Source organism: Streptomyces sp. CNB091, from assembly GCF_000377965.1.
The window spans coordinates 279,841-296,984 of record NZ_KB898999.1; the positions used below are offsets into that span (position 1 = coordinate 279,841).

The window sequence follows — 17,144 nt, forward strand, 5'->3', positions numbered from 1 at the left end:
TCCGCCGTCGGCCGTGAGGACGGCTCCCCCTTACGCTCACGGGCCGCCGACGACCGGAGGCGCGGCCTGCCGCCCCGGGGGCGGGCCGGGCTTCGGAACGGTCCCGCTCGGCTGCCGGCCCGGTGCAGGGGGCGCGGTGGGGGTGGCGGTCGGCCGCCCCGCGTGGACCGGCCCCGAGGGCGAGGCCGACACGGAGTGCGGGACCGTCGGGCCTCTCTCCAGAGCCTCCAGCAGGGCCTCCACCTCCAGCAGGCGGCCCTGGATCTCCGAGGGCCCCGGGGGTAGTTCGTGCGCCCGGTAGTGGCAGGCCGTGCTGAGCGCGGACCAGATGAGGTAGCAGCGCCTGGCGGTCTCCCGGTCGGTGTACGCGCCCAGGCACAGGATGCGGTGCTTCCCGATGCGCGTCATGCCGGGGACCACGCCCTGCCAGAAGTCGTCCAGGCCGCGTTCGAGCGCCCGGCGCAGCAGCAGGGCCGAGGCACGGGCCCGCACCCCGGGGCCGAGCGCGGTCATCGTGCCGACTGCGGGGCGCAGGAGGGACCGGGCGGCGTTCACGTCCGCGCGCGCGGTGTCGTCCGTCATCGGGCACCACCCTGCGGGCCGACGGTGCCCCGGCCGAAGCGCAGGATGGCCTCGGCGAGCCGTTCGGTACGCCGCACCAGCTCCTTGCGGTCCGTGACGGTGGCCAGCCCACCGTGCGCTCCCCTGTTCAGCTCACCGATCAGCGCCCCGCCCCCGGGGTACAGGCGCTCGACGGCCGCACCGGCATCGCCGGAGGAATCTCCCAGCAGCGCGAAGGCCACGTACTCCCTGGTCCGCGCCTGTACGGGCACCCGCTTCTCGAACTCCGCGAGGTTCAGGCGACGACCCTGCTCGTCCCGCAGCGTGCGGCGGGCGGTCTCCACGCAGGCGACCTCCAGGGCGGCACGGCACATCATCGGGATGGTCCGGTCCGCCACGAACTCGGGCAGGTCCGCGTCATAGGAGATCTCCCGGGCCTCGCTGAGCGCCTGCTGAAGGGGGTCCCGCATCCGCTCGACGGTCACACGCGACTGCTCCTCGCGGGAGATGCGGTGGACCGTCGCGTCGATCCCGAGGTGGGTGATGGCCTGTTCCAGCCGGTTGTCGTGGGTGAAGACGACGACCTGGCGGTGCCGGGCGCACTCGCTGAGGACGGTGGCCAGCCCCTCCACCTTCTGCGTGTCCATCGACTGCACCGGGTCGTCGATGACGAGGAAGCCGAACGGGCTGGCCTCGTGCGTGGCCCGGGGGATGAACAACGACAGGGCGAGCGAGTGCAGTTCGCCCTGGCTCATGACGCTGTACGCGGCCGCCTCATGGTCGTCCACCGAGACGTCGAGCCGGACGCCGCCCAGCTTGGCCGTCCCGGTCAGGTCGACACGGCCGAGGGAGACGCTGCTGCTCTCGCAGAGCTTCGTCCACACCTCCTGGGCATGCTTGGCGAAGCGCTCCATCCGCTCGGCCCTCAGCTCGTCCGTCAGCTTCCTGAACCACGCGCGGGCTGCCTTGGCCGTCTTGCGCCGTCCGGTCGCCTCCTCCGCCTTCTCCGCCGCCTCGACCCACTCCGCGAGCCGCACGGCCACGGGCCGCCATACGGTGTCCCGGTCGGTCAGCTGACGTGCCGAGTCCTCCCCGACCTGACGGCAGGCAGCACCCAGCGCCGGTGCGAGGCGCCCGACCTGCTCGGCCAATTCGGCGGGGTCGGTGAGGCTCCGGCAGAGCGACCACTCGCGCCACAGTCCCGCCAGATCGGATTCCTCCGCCCTCAGCAGGTCGGGAACGGGCTGCACCAGGTCCTGCACGGCACGCTTGGCACCGCTGAGCGTGCGGCGTACGGCATCGGCCTCGGCCGCCTCCGCCTGGAGCCGCTCGATCGCGGCCCGCGTGGCCTCGGCCCATGCCTGGTCGAGACGGTCCTCGGTGCCGCAGACCGGACAGTGGGGGCTTCCCGACCGGCGGCGCTGTTCGAACGCGGCCTCCAACAGCGCGGCCAGGTGGCGCGCATCCTCCGCGTTGGAGTGCCGTACGTCCTCGAAGCCCGCGATGGCCTCCCTCAGCCGGGCCAGCGCCCCCGCCACCTCCGCCTCGTCAGGACCGGCCAGGGACGCCAGCGCGCGAAGGCGGGCCGCGTCACCCTGGCCGGCGACCGCGTCACGGTCTAGCAGATCCCGTACGGCGCCGATGTCGGGGGCACGCCCACCGAGAGCCCGCATCGCGTCGACGGCACGCCGGTCGTCCAGTCCGTCGAGCACCTCGACGGCCGCGGTCCTCAGCGGGCGGGGCCTGGCCTCGATCTCCTCGTACTCCTTGACGCGGGCCGCGAGCCGGATGTCCATCCCTGCGAGCTGGCCGAGCCCGATGAACGTGGAGATCTTCCGGTACAGATCGCTCATCGTGCCGTCCACCATCGAGCCCAGCTCGCTGTAGGGCAGGAACGGCCGGTAGACGTCGAGCATCGTGGCGTTCACGCACTCGTCCAGCTTCAGCTCGGTGCCGTCCTCCCGGACAACCGTCGTGCGCGCGTCCTCCACCTTCTCCCCGTGCCAGGTGCGGCGCACCGTGACCGGCTCGGCGTCGTCCAGGGTCAGGCTCACGGCGACCTGAGGCGTCGTGGCCTCGTGCAGGTTCCGCCACCCCTTCCGCCAAGGCGCCGCGCGGGGCTTACCGCCGTTGCTGCCGTCCCAGCGGGCGTTGAACCCGGTGAGCGCGATCTCGGCGGCCTCCGCGAAGCTCGACTTCCCGGTGCCGTTGCTGCCCGAGACCACGGTGAGGCCGGGGCCGTGCGGGAGGTCGAGCGTCGCCTCGGGGCCGACGCCCCGCCAGCCGGCCGCCGTGATGGACCGGAGGTAGACGGGACCGGCCCGCCCCTCCTCCTCCGGAGCGGGCTCCGGGAGCGTGTCCTGGAGCAGGGCGGCGGCCTCGGGGGACAGAACGGACGGATCGGCGGCGTCGATGCGCTCGGCGATCAGCTGGCGCAGGGGGGTCTCGTCGTACATGAAGTGCTCCTCACAGGAGTGGGCGGCGGTCGCGACGAGCGCGCCAAACCGTTCACTACTGAATCATCACGTACACACGTTGGCAATGTCAACAGATTCCATCTGCCCCGCCAGTCGCTCACACTCGCGTTCACGGAACCTTCGTTCGAGTCGCACGCGCCCGCGCCGGGCGCCCACGGCTTGGGCGCCCGGCAGTCATGCACCGTCAGGCGGCCTCCCCCTCGGCGGCACCCGGGCCGGCCGACCCCGCCAGGTCGAGCCCGATCGACGCCCAGGTGCACATACCCGTCGCGGGCGGGTGCGCGGCGGCGAACCCGCACTCGCCACCACGCCGCTCGGCCAACTCCCGCACCGCCGTGAGCGACACCCTGCGGCGCTCGGCGCACTGGCCGGCGAGACGGGAGTTGAGATGCGGGGTGTGCGTGTCGTGCACCACCACCTGGAGGACGCCGTCGGAGCGGCGGAGAACCAGGTGGATCATCTCCCCCGCCCCGGTGAACCGGCAGGCATGGACGGCGAGTTCATGGACCAATTCGAGGGCCGGTTCGATCAACTCGTCCTCGACCTCGTGTACGTCGAGCACCGCGTCCGCCGCCTCGTGCGCGATGAGCGGGGTCGCAGTGGCCGAGGGGAGCGTCAACCCGTAGACGAAGTGGGACGCCGCGGGCTCCCGGAGGTCCGGCGGGGGCGGCGGGCACTGGGTGATCCGGGACGCCACCTGGAGGGCGTACGGGGAGCCGAGAGTGAAGGCGGGGAGGGCGGATCGCCCGCCCGCCGGGCCGGGTTGACCTGCGCGGCGGGTAGCGGGGGTGTGGAGTGCGGGCGGGACGGCAGGGGAAGCGGGGTCGACGGCTGCGGCAGACGTTGCGGACACCCTGGGCAGACTCTCGGGCATGACGGCTCCAATCGATGGTGAACACCGTGACGCGATCGCGTCGTTGACGAGGCGTGATGACTGCGGGGTACGACCCCGACACGGCCGGAACGGAACGGATGTACGACGCGGCGAGGCAGTGGCCTGTCTCCCTGGCGCGAGCACACCCCTCCCAGGGCAGGAGGACGCGGGCAGGCTCACGCGATGCTCTTCTTGTTCGCCTTGCGTGAGCGTCGCGTGACTTAAGGTAGGGCAGAGGGTGGCGCATGTACCACCCCGTCGTAGGGATTGGCCCCGAATGGATTGCGCGAGGCTCACCCGGCAGACTGGCCTACGGCCCGAGGAGAGGGACGATCGATGCCGCCACGCACCACACCCACGCAGCAACAGCGCAGACTGGGCGCGGAGATCAAGAAGTTGCGCACGGAGGCGGGGCTCACCGCCGAGTACGTGGCGGGCTTGCTGGGAATCGATCGGGGCAAGATCTCCAACATCGAGTCAGGCGTCCGCACCATCAGTCCGGACCGGCTGCGGACGCTGGCGACGCACTGCGCCTGCGCGGACGAGCGGTACCTGGCCGCTCTTGAGGAGATGGCTCAACCAGCCAAACCCCAGTGGTGGAGCAAGTATCGAGGCAGCATCTCGCCGGGGTTGCTCGACATCGTCGAGCTGGAGTGGAACGCCGCCAGTATCCAGACGGTACAGACCGCCCACGTGCCCGGCCTTCTTCAGACAGCGGACTACGCTCGCAGCATCTTCGCCGCGGTGCTGCCACCCCTCCCTCGCGAGGAGGTCGAGTTGCGTGTGGCCCATCGTGTTGACCGGCAGCGCGTGCTGGAGCGCCGAGATCCGCCGACCTATACGGGCTACATTCACGAAGCCGCCCTGCGCATGCTCTTCGGGGGACGAGACGCCGCCAGAGCCCAGCTCGGAGCCTTGATCGAGTGGAGCGAGCGGGACAACGTCCTGGTGCGGGTCATTCCCTTTGCCCTCGGGAGCTTCCCCGGAGCGGGACATGCCGCGCTGTACGCGAAAGGTCCGGTGCCCCAGCTCGACACGGTGCAACTCGATACGGCTCACGGCCCCGCGTTCATGCACGCTGAGCTGCAACTGGCCAAGTATCGAGCTCACTTGGACTGGATGGACGGTAAGAGTCTGCCAGTCACAGCATCGCGTGACTTCATCCGCAACATCATCAAAGACCTGTGAGGAGAACGACCGTGGCGGACATCGAGTGGGAAGCCCCCTTCTGCGGAGAGGGCAACAACTGCTTTCGCATCGGCACCGATCCAGACGGCAACGCGTACATCGCCGTAGCCGGCCAAGAGGGTACCTATCTCACGGACACACGTGAGGCGCTGCGTACGCTGATCCGCGACATCAAGGCAGGTAGAGCCGACCACCTGCTGTAACGGTCCGGGGAGGACACGCGCGCCGCACGGCCACCACCAGCCCGGACCGCTGTGACGTCAGTCGGCCTCCGGCGCGGCCGGGTGACGCGGGTCGTGTCCCGGGGGCGGAGTAAGCGTGTATGTGTAGTTCTCGCCGTCCACGAGGGGCGTGCCGAGGCTGAGACCGGCGGTGGCCATGCGGTCGTACTCAGCGAGGACCAGAGTCTTCGGCGCGATGCACCTCACCCAACGAGAGCACTCCACCGCCCCAACCGGCCCGAGGCCGACGCGCCGGCTGCCCGGAGGCCAGTTCCGGCCACCCCGCATCGCCTGTCGGACCCTCCACGTAACCTCGCGGACATGGAGGAACCCACACCCGGCACACCGCCGGAACCCGGAGACGCGCACGCGGCACCCGACGCCGGCGAGACGCGCCGGCGCCTCGACGCGTACGCGTACCTCAGCGCGCCGGAGCGGCTGGAGTACCTCGCGATCATGCGGGTCTTCTGCGGCACCCTCCTGGCCGACCTGGCCGTCCCGGACGTGATGGGCAAGCTGCGCGAGGGCGGCGGGGCTGCCTCCGGGCTCGACGCCGACCCCCTCACCGCGCGGCTGGACCAGCTGGTGAAGTGGGGGAACCTGCTGCGCGGCAGCCACACCGTGAAGGCGTCCAGCATCACGGAGTACCAGCGTTCGCGGGCCCGCTACCAGCTGTCGCGGCTGGGCGAGCGCGTCCAGCGGGACGCCGACGGGGTGCTGGCCGAGGCCGACGCCGCCCGTGAGGTGAGCAACGAGCTGCTGGCCCTGGTCGAGCGGGGGCTGCGGGAGCTGGCCGAGCTGGTCGCCGAGCCGGGCGGCATCGCCCCGCAGGACGGGCTGGAGCGGGTCAGCACGTTGTTCGTGCAGTTCGCCGGGTTCGCGGACTCCGTCCGGGACTTCTACGCCTATCTCGGCCAGGTCCTCGCCCGGTACGACCTGGACAGCGGCGAGTACCAGGGCTTCAAGGAACTCCTCCTGGACTACGTCGAGGCGATCACGGAGGACGTGTCCTTCCGCGGCCCCCGCATCTCGGCGGCGCTGGACGTGCTCTGGCCCCACCTCCCGGGCCTGCTGGAGCAGTTGAACGCTCACGCGCAGGGGCTCGCCGGGCTGCCGGCGCAGAGCGGGAGCCGTACGGAGACCCGCGTGCAGCGCAGCCGGGGTCGCGAGCTCGCGGACTGGGAGGGGCTGCGGGGCTGGTTCAGGGACACCGACGGACAGGGCAGCCAGGTCGACCAGCTGCGCGACGCCACCCTGCGGGCCCTTCAGTCGCTGCTGGCCAATGCCAAGCGGATGCTGCGCTCGGCCACCGGCGAGATGTCGCGGCGCCGGGACCTGTTGCGGCTGGCCCGGTGGTTCGACGAGGCCGCGCCGCAGGACGCGCACGACATCGCCGTCGCCGCCTTCGGGCTGTACGGCGCGCGCCACCTGGGCATACCGCCCGCCGCCGACGAGGTGGTGCCCGCCTACACCAGCTGGTGGACGGGCCCGGTGGTCGAGGTACCGGTCGCCCTGCGCGAGCGGGGCAGCCGCGCCCAGCGGGGCCGGACGGCTTCGGTGGAGGACCATTCCGCCCAGAAGGAGCGGCTGCTGGAGGCGGCGCGTCAGCGGGCCGCCGACAGAAGCGCCGCGGCGGACGAGCTGTGCAGCGCGTCCGCCCGTTTCGACGGCGTACGGCTCACTTCGGCGGCGCTCAGCCTGCTCCTGGAGCTGCTGGCCACGGCGCTGGGGAACGCGCAGCTCAGGCGGCGTGCCGAGGCGGACGAGCGGGAGGAGCGGGGCTTCGGGCTGGACGCCGCGTGGAGCGAGGACGCCGATCTGGGCATCCGGCTCACCGTGCACCGGACGGCGGGAGCGCGCACGCTTCTCCACTCGGCCGACGGGGATCTGCTCCTGGACGACCTGGAGCTGGTGGTCCACAGGACGGCCGGCTCGGCGGAAGGGGCGGAGCCGACCGGCAGCGAGATTCCTCCCCCTCGGTCGCACGGCGCGCCTGCCGGCGGTACGAAGGAGGTGAGCGTGTCATGACGCTTCCCTCCGCCCACGATGTGGCTCTGGCCACCGAACGCCGCACCGCGGCACGGCTGTTGCTCGCCCACCCGCTGGTCACGTCGGACGGCCCGCACGCCGACCTCTTTCCGCTGGTCCGCAGGCACGCCGACTGGCTCCGCGGCCGGTTCCAGCAAGTGCTCGGCTACCGCCTCCTGGTCGACAGCTCCTACGCCCGGCTGTTCAAGGCCGGGCTCGGAGCCCGGTCGGGCCACCGGCTCGTACGGTCCACCGGCACCCCCTTCACCCCGCACGCCTACGCCTGTCTGGCGCTGGCCCTGTCCGTGCTGGTCACCGCGCCGGAGCAGTTGCTGTTGTCCCAGCTCGTCGCCGACATCCGGGCCGCGGCGGCCGACGCGGACGTCGAGCTGGAGGAGACCGGACGGGCGGCCGGGAAGCGGACGCTGGTCGCGGCCCTGCGGCAGCTCGTCGAGTGGGGCGTCCTGATCGAGACCCACGGTCACGTGGGCGTCATCGCCCAGGAGGCCGACGGGGAGGCGCTGATCACGGTCGACCGCGAGCTCGCCCGGGTCATCGTGGCCGGACCGCTCGCCCAGTCGCGGGACGGCGCCGACCTGGTCCGGCGGGCGGCGGACCCGGGGTTCGGAGGGCCGCGCACCTACGTGCGCCGGATGCTGGTCGAGACCCCTGTCGTCCACCTGGACGAACTGACCGACTCCGAACGCGACTGGCTCCGCACCCGCCAGCGCCGGGAGGGCCAGGCGTTCCTCGAACTCCTCGGCCTGGAGACGGAGATCCGCGCCGAGGGAGTGGCCCTGGTCGACCCCGAGGAGGAGCTGACCGACCTCCACCTGCCCGGGACGGGGACCGTCGCCCAGGCCGCGTTGCTCCTGGTGGAACGGCTGGTGGAGCGGCTCCGCCCGGCGGAGCCCGGACACCCCGCGACCGGCGGAGTCCTCGTCGTCGGGGTCGCCGTTCCGGACGGTGCGGTGGATGAGCTTCTGGCCGGGCTGGTCGCCGAGTACGGGCAGCGCGGCAACTGGCAGCGCGGTTACCTCGAAGACCCCGATGCCCTGCGTGAAGCCGTGCTGGACCTGCTCTCCCGCATGCGCTTGATCGCCCCGGCCGGTCCCCTGCGATCCGGGGGAGCGGGGCTGCCGGAGCAGCACGCCGGCGAGCTGCCGGAAGGGCGCCAGGTCACCGACGTCCGGGCGGCCCGGCCCGGCGACGGCGGCGCGGGCTGGGTCCTGCTCGCCTCGGCGGCCCGCTACGCCACCCGGGTCACCGTGCGGGCGATCGACCGGCGGCACGAACCGACCGACACACAGCAGGAGTTGCCGCTATGACCGCCGACGCCCGTGATCTCGTTCCGCCTCCGCGTCCAGGTCACGCGCCGACGGCGAGCACCCGCTTCCGGCTGCACCGGGCGGGCATCCAGAACGTCTGGCAGTACGACGAGCAGGAGTTCGCCTTCGGTGACGGGCGGCTGCTGCTGCGCGGCAAGAACGGGGCGGGCAAGTCCAAGGCCCTGGAGATGCTGCTCCCGTATCTCCTGGACGGCGATTCCCGGGCCCTCGACGCCACCGGCACCGGGCGGACGACGCTCGCCTGGCTGATGCTGGACGGCTTCGAGCAGACCAACCGCCTCGGCCATCTGTGGGTGGAGTTCCGGGGGACGGACGAGGCCGGTGACCACCGCTTTCTGACCCTCGGCGCCGCGATCCGTGCCTCGAAGTCGGCGCAGAAGGCGGTGCCGACCTTCTTCGTCACCCCGTTGCGCGTCGGCGAGGACCTGCACCTGGTCGAGGCGGGCAAGCCCCTTGCCCTCGACCGGCTCAAGCAGATCGTCGGCCCCGGGAACTGGACGGACCGGGCGGTCGAACACCGTGCCCGCGTGGCCCGGGACCTCTTCGGGATCACGGACGCGACGCGCTACCGCAACCTCACCCAGCTCCTGCACCGGCTGCGGCGACCCACGGTCGGGGACCGCATCGAGCACGGCGGCCTGGCCGTCCTGCTCAGTGAGACCCTGCCCGGACTCGACGAGGACGTGGTCGAGAAGGTGGCCCGCAACCTCCACGATCTGGACACCGTGCGCGCCGAACTGGGGCGCACGGAACGTACCGACGCGGCCCTGCGCGCCTTCCTCTCCGACTACCGCCGCTACCTCGCCGGAATCCTGCGCTCCGCGGCCCGGGACGTGAGCCGGGAACTGGACACTCTCTCCGAACGCCGCCGGAACGCCGGGGACGCCGCCCAGCACACGAGCGCCCTGAAGGCGCACGAGAAGGTGTCGGAGGAGGGGCTGAGGAACCTCCGCGAGGAGGAGGAGACCGCCCGGACCGAACTGGCCGCCCTGCACGGCAGCCACGCCTACCGCAGCCTGCGCGAACTGTCGGAGCGCCGCAGCACGGTGGAGGCACTTCACACCACGGCCGTGACCGCCTTCGCCGCGTTGCGCGGTGCGCACGAGGCGGAGGAGAGCGCGGCCGAACGGCTGGACGAGGGCGTCGAGGAGTTGGGGGCCCGGCTCACCGAACTGGCCACGGAGCACCGGGAACTCCTGGCCCAGGCGGAGCGGGCGGTACTTCCCGCCGCGCATCTCGGCGAGGCGGTCGCGCTGCCGCGCACCGTCCGTTCCTCGTCGACACAGTCGGAGCTGGCCGGCCCGGACGGGGAACCGCGGACCGTACGGCACCGACCGGTGGTGCGCGTGGACACGGCGACGACGGAGGCCGGGCTGCGGTCCTGGCAGGAACAGCTGGGAGCCGCCGAGACCGTCGTACGGAACCGACAGCGGATGGTGCGGGACGTGGCCCGGCTCTCCTCGCGGGCCGAAGAGGCGCGTGGCAGCGCGGTGCGGGCCGACGAGGAACGGGAACGGCTGGAGGGCGAGGCGGAGGAGGCCGCTGCCCGGCTCGAAGTCAGCCGGCAGAAGGTCGCCGAGGAGAGCCGGGGGTACGCCGACGCGGTCGCCGTGTGGGTGCGCGAGACGCGGACCACGGCGGGACCCGCGTGCCCACCGCTGGACGCCGTCCTCTCGGAGGTGGCCTGCGCGGCCGACTCCGACGCGGCGTTCTCCGCCCGCACGCTCCCGGCCGGCATCGACACCCACGCGCGACAGACGGCACACCTGGCTCTGGAGCCTTACGCCGACGCCCTCACCCGGCACCGCGACACCCTGGCGGTCGACGTCGCCCGGCTCGACGAGGAGACCGACCGCCTGGCACAGCGGAGGCGGGCCTGGGAACGTCGTACGGACCCGGAGCCTCCGGCCCCGTACCACCGCAGCGCGGCAAGAGACCCGGCCGGCGGCGCACCCTTCTACCGGCTGGTGGACTTCGCCGAGCACCTGACCCCCGCCGACCGGGCCGGTCTGGAGGCGGCACTGGAGGCGAGTGGCCTTCTCGACGCGTGGGTCGGCGCGGGCGGCGCCCTTCTCGATCCGCTCTCCGGGGATGCTCTTCTCGATCCACTCTCCGGGGACACCCATCCCGATCCCCTCTCCGGGGACACCCATCCCGACGCGGCTCCGGCCCACGGCCCGCTGCCCGTGGCGCAGACCCTCGCCTCGGCCCTGCGCCCGGTCGCGCGGCCGGAGAGCGGCATCACCACCGAGCAGGTGGAGCACCTGCTGTCAGCCATCGTGCTCGCACCGGCCGCGGGGACGACGGCCGCCGGCGCGGTCCACTTCGACGGCAGCTGGCGGCTGGGAGTCCTCCGGGGGCAGCACCACAAGAGCGCCGCCGAGTACGTGGGCGCGGCGGTACGGGCCGAGACCCGGCGACGGGCCCTGGCCGAGCTGGAAGAGCGGCTCGGCAAGACGGAACGGCAGTTGGCCGGAGCCCGTGCCGAACTCGCCGCAGCCGATTCCCGGCGACGGGCCCTGGCCCAAGCGGAACGCGACTTCCCCCAAGCGCAGCGGCTCTCCGACTCCTGGAACACGCATGCCGCACAGGAGAGGACGGCGCGAGCACGCTCCGCCGAGGCGGCCGAGGCGGCGCGCCGGGCGGAGGCGGCCCGCGCTCTGGCCGTTTCGACGCGCTCCGACGCCGACGCCACCGCGACCGCCCATGACCTGCCCACCGACACCGTCGCACTGGACCGCGTACGCACCGCGCTGGGCTCGCTGCTCACCGGCGTCGGCCACCTGCGCAGGGCGGTCAACGGTACGGTCGCCCGGCTCGGCGGAAGCCGGGCGGACGACCGGCGGTACGCGGGGGCCCGCGAGAAGCGGACGGAAGCGGAAGAGGGCTACCGGCTTCGCCACCGGCAGCTGCGCACCGCGCAGCAGGATCTGCGGACCCGGGAGGCCGCTGTCGGATCTTCCGAGGAGGAAATCCTCGCCGACGAACAGGCGGCCAAGGACCGCATCGCGAACGCCGTGGGGGCCATCCCGGCGAGAGAGCGCGACCACAACGGACTGCGCGACCGACGTGTGCGGGCGGAGGAGAAGGAGGAACGCCTGCGCGAGGAACTGGCAGACCAGCAAGCGGCCGTGATCGAGGCCGGCCGCGCTCTGCGCGGTGCTCTCAGCCGTCCGGAAGTCGTCACCGGAGCGGGGCTGGACCGTACGTCCCTCCCGGATCAGGTACCGGACGACCCGGGCTCCGACGCACGCGACCGCCTGCGCGCACTGCGGGCACTGGCGGAGGCGGTGGACCGGAGCCTCGGCCGTGACCGGGAAGAGGTGTCCGACAGCCTTCTCCTCAAGCGGCACACAACGCTGCGCGATCAACTGGCGGGCGGCTACGACGCACAGCTCGACGAACACGACGGCATCAAGGTGTGCCGTCTGCTCGACGACCACGGTTCGCACGACGTCGCGGTCGTGGGCGAGCGGATCGCCGTGGAGGCCGCCGAGGCGCGAGGACGGCTCACCGAGCGCGAGAGCGACGTGTTCCAGCGCTTCCTGACCGGCGAGCTCGGCGACCACCTCTCCACGCAGGTCATCACGGCGGCCAACCTGGTCGCGGCACTCAACGACACGCTGAAGACCGTACGGACCTCGCACGGCCTCGGCGTGGAGCTCCTCTGGAAACTCAACGAGGACGCCGACGCCGACGTGCGGGTGGCCGTCGAACTGTTGCGCAGCCCGTCGAGCCTCCGGACGCGCGAGCAGACCGAGCAGCTCCGCGACGTGACGCAACGCCGCATCGAGGACGCCCGCCGCGCCGACCCGTCGGCCGGCTACACCTCCCACCTCCGCACCGCGCTGGACTACCGCTCCTGGTTCACCTTCCACACCTTCGTGGTCGAGGACGCCGCCCCCGGACGCAGAAGGAAGCTGACCGGCCGCACCGGCCTGAGCCAGGGAGAGCAGCGCGTCCTCTCGTACCTCGTGCTCTTCGCCGCCGCTGCCGCCCACTTCACCAGCCTCGCCGACTCGGCCCCGCACGCGCCCCGGCTGATTCTCCTGGACGACGCCTTCGCCAAGGTCGACGAACCCACGCACGGGCGCCTGGGCCGCATTCTGGTCGATCTGGACCTGGACTTCGTGCTCACGAGCGAGCGCCTGATGGGCAATTGGGCCGAGGTCCCCTCCCTGCACATCTACGAGTGCCTGCGCGACCCTCACGTACGCGGAGTGGCCACGTTGCACTACACGTGGAACGGTCGCCACCGGCGGCCGTCGTCGGTATGAGCGCCCTTCCGCCCGCCACCCGCGACTGGCTGGCGGGCCCCGCTCTCGCGCGGCTCTGGAGTGGCGCGCGTAATCGCCTGGAGAGCAACGGGACGCGGTCCACCGGCTCCCTCCGGCTGACAGCGGTGAGCGCCCAGGAACGGAACGGCCTGTCACTCCTGTTGGGCAAGCCCCTCACGGGTACGGCGGTGACCGTGCGGCTCGACGCGCTCGACGAACGGCTGCGGGCCTCGGCCGCCGGGCTCGGGCTCAGGGAGGTCCTGGAGGAACTCGGCCCTCCGCTCGTCGACCGACGTGCGGCCCGCGAGGAGAACGCGGCGGAGCGGCAGCGTGTCTGGGCCTCGCTCGCCTCATCCCTCGACGCGTCGCCGCTGGCCGGGCTGGAGTGGGTGGAGCGGTGGTCGGATGTGCTGCGCCGCACCGGCGTCCCGAAGGGCGTGACACCGGAAGCAGCCGTACGGACGCTTCAGCAGGCGGTCCAGGTCCTGGGCGTGTTGCTCGACCCGCACCGTACCGACGCACAGGGCCGCGGTGAGCTGGCCGCGTCGGCGACGGGTTCGGCGCACGGTCTGGACGACGGCACCTGGCTCGCCCGTCTCGTCCAGCGCGGCATCGCCCTGGCCCACGGCACGGACCTTCCCGGCGACGCGGCCGGCCGACGGGCACTGTGGCGGCTGGTCTCGGTCACACCGGACGAGGTATCCAGCACCGTGCTGACGTACGGCCTCCGGCCCCTCGGCGAGGACTGGCGCGCGAGGTCACTGCGGGAGCGGGCCGATCACCGTGCGGAGACCCACCTGACGGCCCGGGACCTGCTCGACGTACGGCTTCACCTGCCCGCCGGAACGACCGTCCACATCTGCGAGAACCCACGGGTGGTGGAGGCCGCGGCGGACGCGGGCTGTTCGCACCCCCTGGTCTGTACCTCCGGCAGCGCCGCGACGGTGGTCCTCACACTTCTGGACGTTCTCGCCGCCACCGACTGTCGCTTCGCCTACCACGGCGACTTCGACTGGCCGGGCATCGCTCTGGCGAACCGGGTCATCCGCCGTTACGGAGCCCGGCCATGGCGCATGGGCGCCGAGGACTACGAGCGCCTGGCCGCGCGCAGCCAGGCCGAGGGGATCCCCCAGTTGCCGCTGGTCGGTCAGCCCGTCAGCGCGGTCTGGGACGCGGGGCTCGCCCCTGTCATGGCAGCGCTCGGGGTAGCGCTCCATGAGGAGGCGACGCTCGACCTGCTGGTGGACGATCTGCGGGGTGCCCCGTAAGGGAGGCGGAGTGGCCGGGCTGGGCCGGTCCCGCTCGCGCCGCCGATTCCGTCAGCGCGACCGCACGCGTCTCGACCGGCGCCCGGATCGCCCTGACGACGTGACCGGCAAGGCCGGCAGCCCGGCAAGTCCGGCAAGGCACGCCGTCAACCGCCCTGCAAGGCCCGCGCAACGGCCGCCCCGCCCTCACCCGTCCGGATGAAATCGCCGGTGCGGCGACGGCCGGACAGGGCCCTCGCGGCCCGCGCGTCACCGCCCGTCCGGCCCCTCCTGGACGCACAGAATTTCCTCGAACTTGCCAGGTCCGGCACGGAGTTGGCGGTTTATCTACGCGCAGAGCCCGGCCCCCCGAACGATCATTCGGGCATATCAGACGACTTCTCGCGTGGGCATTACCGGCGGGTACCGCGAGCTGCTAGAAACTGCATCGCTCCCCCAACCCCCCACCTGTCCCCCGCAGCTCGTCCTCCCACCCCCTCATCCCCCCACACCTCGAAGGGCCGGCAGCCATGTCAGTACGTAGAATTCGAGCATCTGTCGTCACTCTCGCGCTCGCCGCCGTGGCCGCGCTCGGCGTCGCGGGACCGGCCTCCGCGACCGACTCGGCCGCCGCCGGCGGCTATGTCGCGCTCGGCGACTCCTACTCCTCCGGCGTCGGCGCCGGAAGCTACCTCTCCGACAGCGGCGACTGCCGGCGCAGCACCAACGCCTACCCGTATCTGTGGCAGGCGGCGAACTCCCCGGCCTCGTTCGACTTCGTCGCCTGTTCGGGGGCGACCACCTCGTCCGTGGCGAGCACCCAGCTCGGCGTGCTCAGTGCGTCCACCTCTCTCGTCAGCGTCACCGCCGGAGGCAATGACGTCGGGTTCGCCGACGTCATGCAGGACTGCGTGCTGGCCGGCGAGGCCACCTGCCTCAACAGCGTGAACAACGCCGTCTCGCAGATGAACAACTCCCTGCCCGGCAGCCTCGATGCCCTCTACGACGGCATCCGGGCCCGCGCCCCGCAGGCCCAGGTCGTGGTGCTCGGCTATCCCCGCTTTTACCAGCTGTCCGGCAGCTGCGTCGCCGGGCTCTCCGAGGCCGAGCGGACCGCGATCAACAACGCCTCGGACGTGCTGAACGACGTCCTCGCCAAGCGGTCCGCCGACGCCGGGTTCACCTTCTCCAGCGTGGTGGACGAATTCACCGGGCACGAGCTGTGCTCCGGAGACGCCTGGCTCCACAGCGTCACGGTGCCGATCCACAACTCGTACCACCCCAAGGCCGCGGGGCAGTCGGGCGGCTATCTGCCCGCCCTCCGCTCGGCGGTGTAGTTCGGCGGGACCGACCGGCGGAACAGACCGGCGGGGCAGTCCGGCGGGGCAGTCCGGCGGTGTGACTCAGGGGGAGCGGCTCCGGGGTGCCTCTCCGCAGACAGCTCCTCGTACGGAACGGCGGTTCACCGGGGGATCGGTGGGCCGCCGTTCTCAGTAGCGCTCGACCAGATGCTCGCGGCCGGCCGGAGGCTCGTACGACTCGGGCCAGAAGTCCGTCACCCCGGTGATCAGCCCCTTCTCGTCGAAGGTGAAGAAGTGGATGGCGTCCATCTCCTGCGGCGCTTCCTTCGGCTCTTCCTCCGGCTGGTCCCCCGTCACCGTGAACCCGGTCCGGGCGGCGGCCTGCCGGCCCTCCGCGTCGACGACGATCCGCTCGACCCGCACGTGCCAGTCGCCCGGATACTCCTCGTTGAAACGGAGATACCGCTCCTTGCCGTGGATCCGCTCGCGGCTCTGCGGCAGCTCGTACACCACGTCCTCGGCGAGGGTCTCCCCGAACCCGGCCCAGTCGCGCGCCTCGGCCGACGACCAGTACGCCTCGACCACCCCGCGCAGCGCGGCCGTCGTCGTCCCGGGAGCCGTGCCCGGAGCCGTACCGGGCGTGGCTCCGCCCGCCGTTCCACCTGTCGTGTCGGTCATGGAAACGAGTCTGTACCCCACCACTGACAATCGGCCGGAGAAGTCCCGAAGGGCGGCGGCCCCCCGGTCACCCCTGCTACTCCGCGGGCCGCGACGCCTTGATCGAGTACATCAGCGGGATCCTCGGCCGGCCCGCCGGGAAGCGGTAGTGGCCGTCCGCGTGGCGCTCCAGGACGTCGAACCGCTGGACGAGCGAGAAGTCGTGCTCGTGGAGGAACTCGATCCGCAGGCCCGCCGCGACGAGCGCCGTCACCACCCGGCCCACCGGGTGCTGCCACTCGACGCTGCGGTTGTGCACGGTCGGCGCGTCGAGGTCGGCGTACGTACCCGGCGTCTCGTCCACCCAGGCGTCGCGGCTGAAGTAGTCGTCGGTGACGACCGAACCGGTCTCGTCCATCGAATCGGTCAGCGGGTGGAACTCCGCGAGGTAGAGGAATCCGCCGGGCGCGACCAGCGAGGCGGCGGTATCGGCCCAGCGGTCGAGGTCGGGCAGCCAGCCCAGCGCGCCGATGCCCGTGTAGACGATGTCGTACCCGGGATCGGGGACGGCTCCCGGTGCGTTGTACACGTCGGCCGCGACGAACAACGCCCGGTCCGGGCCCAGTTCCAGCGAACTCGCCAGGCCCCGGGCGGTCTCGACGGCGGGCTCGGAGAAGTCGAGGCCCACGACCCGCGCGGCGCCGCGCCGCGCCCAGGAGAGGGTGTCGAGGCCGAAATGGCACTGGAGGTGCAGCAGGGTCTTCCCGGTGACGTCGCCGACCTCGGCCGCTTCGAAGGCGCGCAGCACGTCCTTGCCCGCCAGGAACGCGTCCAGCTCGTAGAAGTCGCTCGCCACGTGGATCGGCACGCGTTCGTCCCAGCGCGCGCGGTTGGTGTCGTGCCAGTCGTCCGGAGTCGGGGAGTACATGTCCGGAAAGCTATCCGCGGGCCGGGAGGCGTGCGA

General features: G+C 72.2%; 12 protein-coding genes. 7 read left to right on the plus strand and 5 right to left on the minus strand.

Annotation, left to right across the window (positions count from 1 at the left end):
• Window positions 1-36: 36 nt before the first annotated feature.
• The 3 genes from D581_RS0119405 to D581_RS01000000137465 form a co-directional block, all read right to left on the minus strand.
• Entirely contained in the window at window positions 37-582 is a 546-nt protein-coding gene (locus tag D581_RS0119405; protein WP_018958872.1) for a hypothetical protein, read from the minus strand.
• Window positions 579-3,017, minus strand: coding sequence for an AAA family ATPase (locus D581_RS0119410; RefSeq protein WP_018958873.1), 2,439 nt, complete (start codon window positions 3,015-3,017; stop codon window positions 579-581). Before D581_RS0119410 ends, D581_RS0119405 begins: the two co-directional genes overlap by 4 nt.
• Window positions 3,018-3,222: 205 nt before the next feature.
• The gene (locus D581_RS01000000137465) at window positions 3,223-3,891 is read right to left on the minus strand and encodes a histidine kinase (protein WP_486585855.1); all 669 of its coding nucleotides are present in this window, start codon (window positions 3,889-3,891) and stop codon (window positions 3,223-3,225) included.
• A gap of 357 nt (window positions 3,892-4,248) precedes the next feature.
• Here D581_RS01000000137465 and D581_RS0119420 point away from each other — a divergent pair, with 357 nt between their 5' ends.
• The 7 genes from D581_RS0119420 (at window position 4,249) to D581_RS0119455 (ending at window position 15,559) form a co-directional block, all read left to right on the plus strand.
• The gene (locus tag D581_RS0119420) at window positions 4,249-5,100 is read left to right on the plus strand and encodes a Scr1 family TA system antitoxin-like transcriptional regulator (RefSeq protein ID WP_018958875.1); all 852 of its coding nucleotides are present in this window, start codon (window positions 4,249-4,251) and stop codon (window positions 5,098-5,100) included.
• 11 nt (window positions 5,101-5,111) lie between these two features.
• Complete coding sequence (locus D581_RS0119425) at window positions 5,112-5,303, plus strand: hypothetical protein (protein WP_018958876.1); 192 nt, start codon at window positions 5,112-5,114, stop codon at window positions 5,301-5,303.
• A 339-nt stretch (window positions 5,304-5,642) separates the two neighbouring features.
• On the plus strand, window positions 5,643-7,349 hold the full coding sequence (locus D581_RS0119435; protein ID WP_018958878.1) for a TIGR02677 family protein: 1,707 nt from the start codon (window positions 5,643-5,645) through the stop codon (window positions 7,347-7,349).
• Window positions 7,346-8,677 (plus strand): TIGR02678 family protein, encoded by a 1,332-nt coding sequence (locus D581_RS0119440; RefSeq protein ID WP_018958879.1) that lies wholly within the window; start codon window positions 7,346-7,348, stop codon window positions 8,675-8,677. The genes D581_RS0119435 and D581_RS0119440 overlap by 4 nt, the downstream gene beginning before the upstream one ends.
• Window positions 8,674-12,975 carry a TIGR02680 family protein gene (locus tag D581_RS0119445; RefSeq protein ID WP_018958880.1) on the plus strand — a complete coding sequence of 1,434 codons (4,302 nt, stop codon included), beginning with the start codon at window positions 8,674-8,676 and terminating at the stop codon, window positions 12,973-12,975. Before D581_RS0119440 ends, D581_RS0119445 begins: the two co-directional genes overlap by 4 nt.
• Complete coding sequence (locus D581_RS0119450) at window positions 12,972-14,243, plus strand: TIGR02679 family protein (protein WP_032752841.1); 1,272 nt, start codon at window positions 12,972-12,974, stop codon at window positions 14,241-14,243. Before D581_RS0119445 ends, D581_RS0119450 begins: the two co-directional genes overlap by 4 nt.
• A gap of 509 nt (window positions 14,244-14,752) precedes the next feature.
• Window positions 14,753-15,559, plus strand: coding sequence for an SGNH/GDSL hydrolase family protein (locus tag D581_RS0119455; RefSeq protein WP_026290695.1), 807 nt, complete (start codon window positions 14,753-14,755; stop codon window positions 15,557-15,559).
• Between the two features lie 153 nt (window positions 15,560-15,712).
• On the opposite strand, the gene D581_RS0119460 is transcribed toward D581_RS0119455, so the two are convergent.
• Both D581_RS0119460 and D581_RS0119465 read right to left on the minus strand, forming a co-directional pair.
• On the minus strand, window positions 15,713-16,201 hold the full coding sequence (locus D581_RS0119460; protein ID WP_078625885.1) for a nuclear transport factor 2 family protein: 489 nt from the start codon (window positions 16,199-16,201) through the stop codon (window positions 15,713-15,715).
• 76 nt (window positions 16,202-16,277) lie between these two features.
• The gene (locus tag D581_RS0119465; protein ID WP_018958884.1) at window positions 16,278-17,108 is read right to left on the minus strand and encodes a class I SAM-dependent methyltransferase; all 831 of its coding nucleotides are present in this window, start codon (window positions 17,106-17,108) and stop codon (window positions 16,278-16,280) included.
• Window positions 17,109-17,144: the final 36 nt, after the last annotated feature.

Excerpts from the sequence above, each read along its gene's own strand:
- D581_RS0119405 (WP_018958872.1), bottom strand. The coding sequence starts at position 582 with ATGACGGACGACACCGCGCGCGCGGACGTGAACGCCGCCCGGTCCCTC.
- D581_RS0119410 (WP_018958873.1), bottom strand. The coding sequence starts at position 3,017 with ATGTACGACGAGACCCCCCTGCGCCAGCTGATCGCCGAGCGCATCGAC.
- D581_RS0119420 (WP_018958875.1), top strand. The coding sequence starts at position 4,249 with ATGCCGCCACGCACCACACCCACGCAGCAACAGCGCAGACTGGGCGCG.
- D581_RS0119435 (WP_018958878.1), top strand. The coding sequence starts at position 5,643 with ATGGAGGAACCCACACCCGGCACACCGCCGGAACCCGGAGACGCGCAC.
- D581_RS0119440 (WP_018958879.1), top strand. The coding sequence starts at position 7,346 with ATGACGCTTCCCTCCGCCCACGATGTGGCTCTGGCCACCGAACGCCGC.
- D581_RS0119445 (WP_018958880.1), top strand. The coding sequence starts at position 8,674 with ATGACCGCCGACGCCCGTGATCTCGTTCCGCCTCCGCGTCCAGGTCAC.
- D581_RS0119450 (WP_032752841.1), top strand. The coding sequence starts at position 12,972 with ATGAGCGCCCTTCCGCCCGCCACCCGCGACTGGCTGGCGGGCCCCGCT.
- D581_RS0119455 (WP_026290695.1), top strand. The coding sequence starts at position 14,753 with ATGTCAGTACGTAGAATTCGAGCATCTGTCGTCACTCTCGCGCTCGCC.
- D581_RS0119460 (WP_078625885.1), bottom strand. The coding sequence starts at position 16,201 with ATGACCGACACGACAGGTGGAACGGCGGGCGGAGCCACGCCCGGTACG.
- D581_RS0119465 (WP_018958884.1), bottom strand. The coding sequence starts at position 17,108 with ATGTACTCCCCGACTCCGGACGACTGGCACGACACCAACCGCGCGCGC.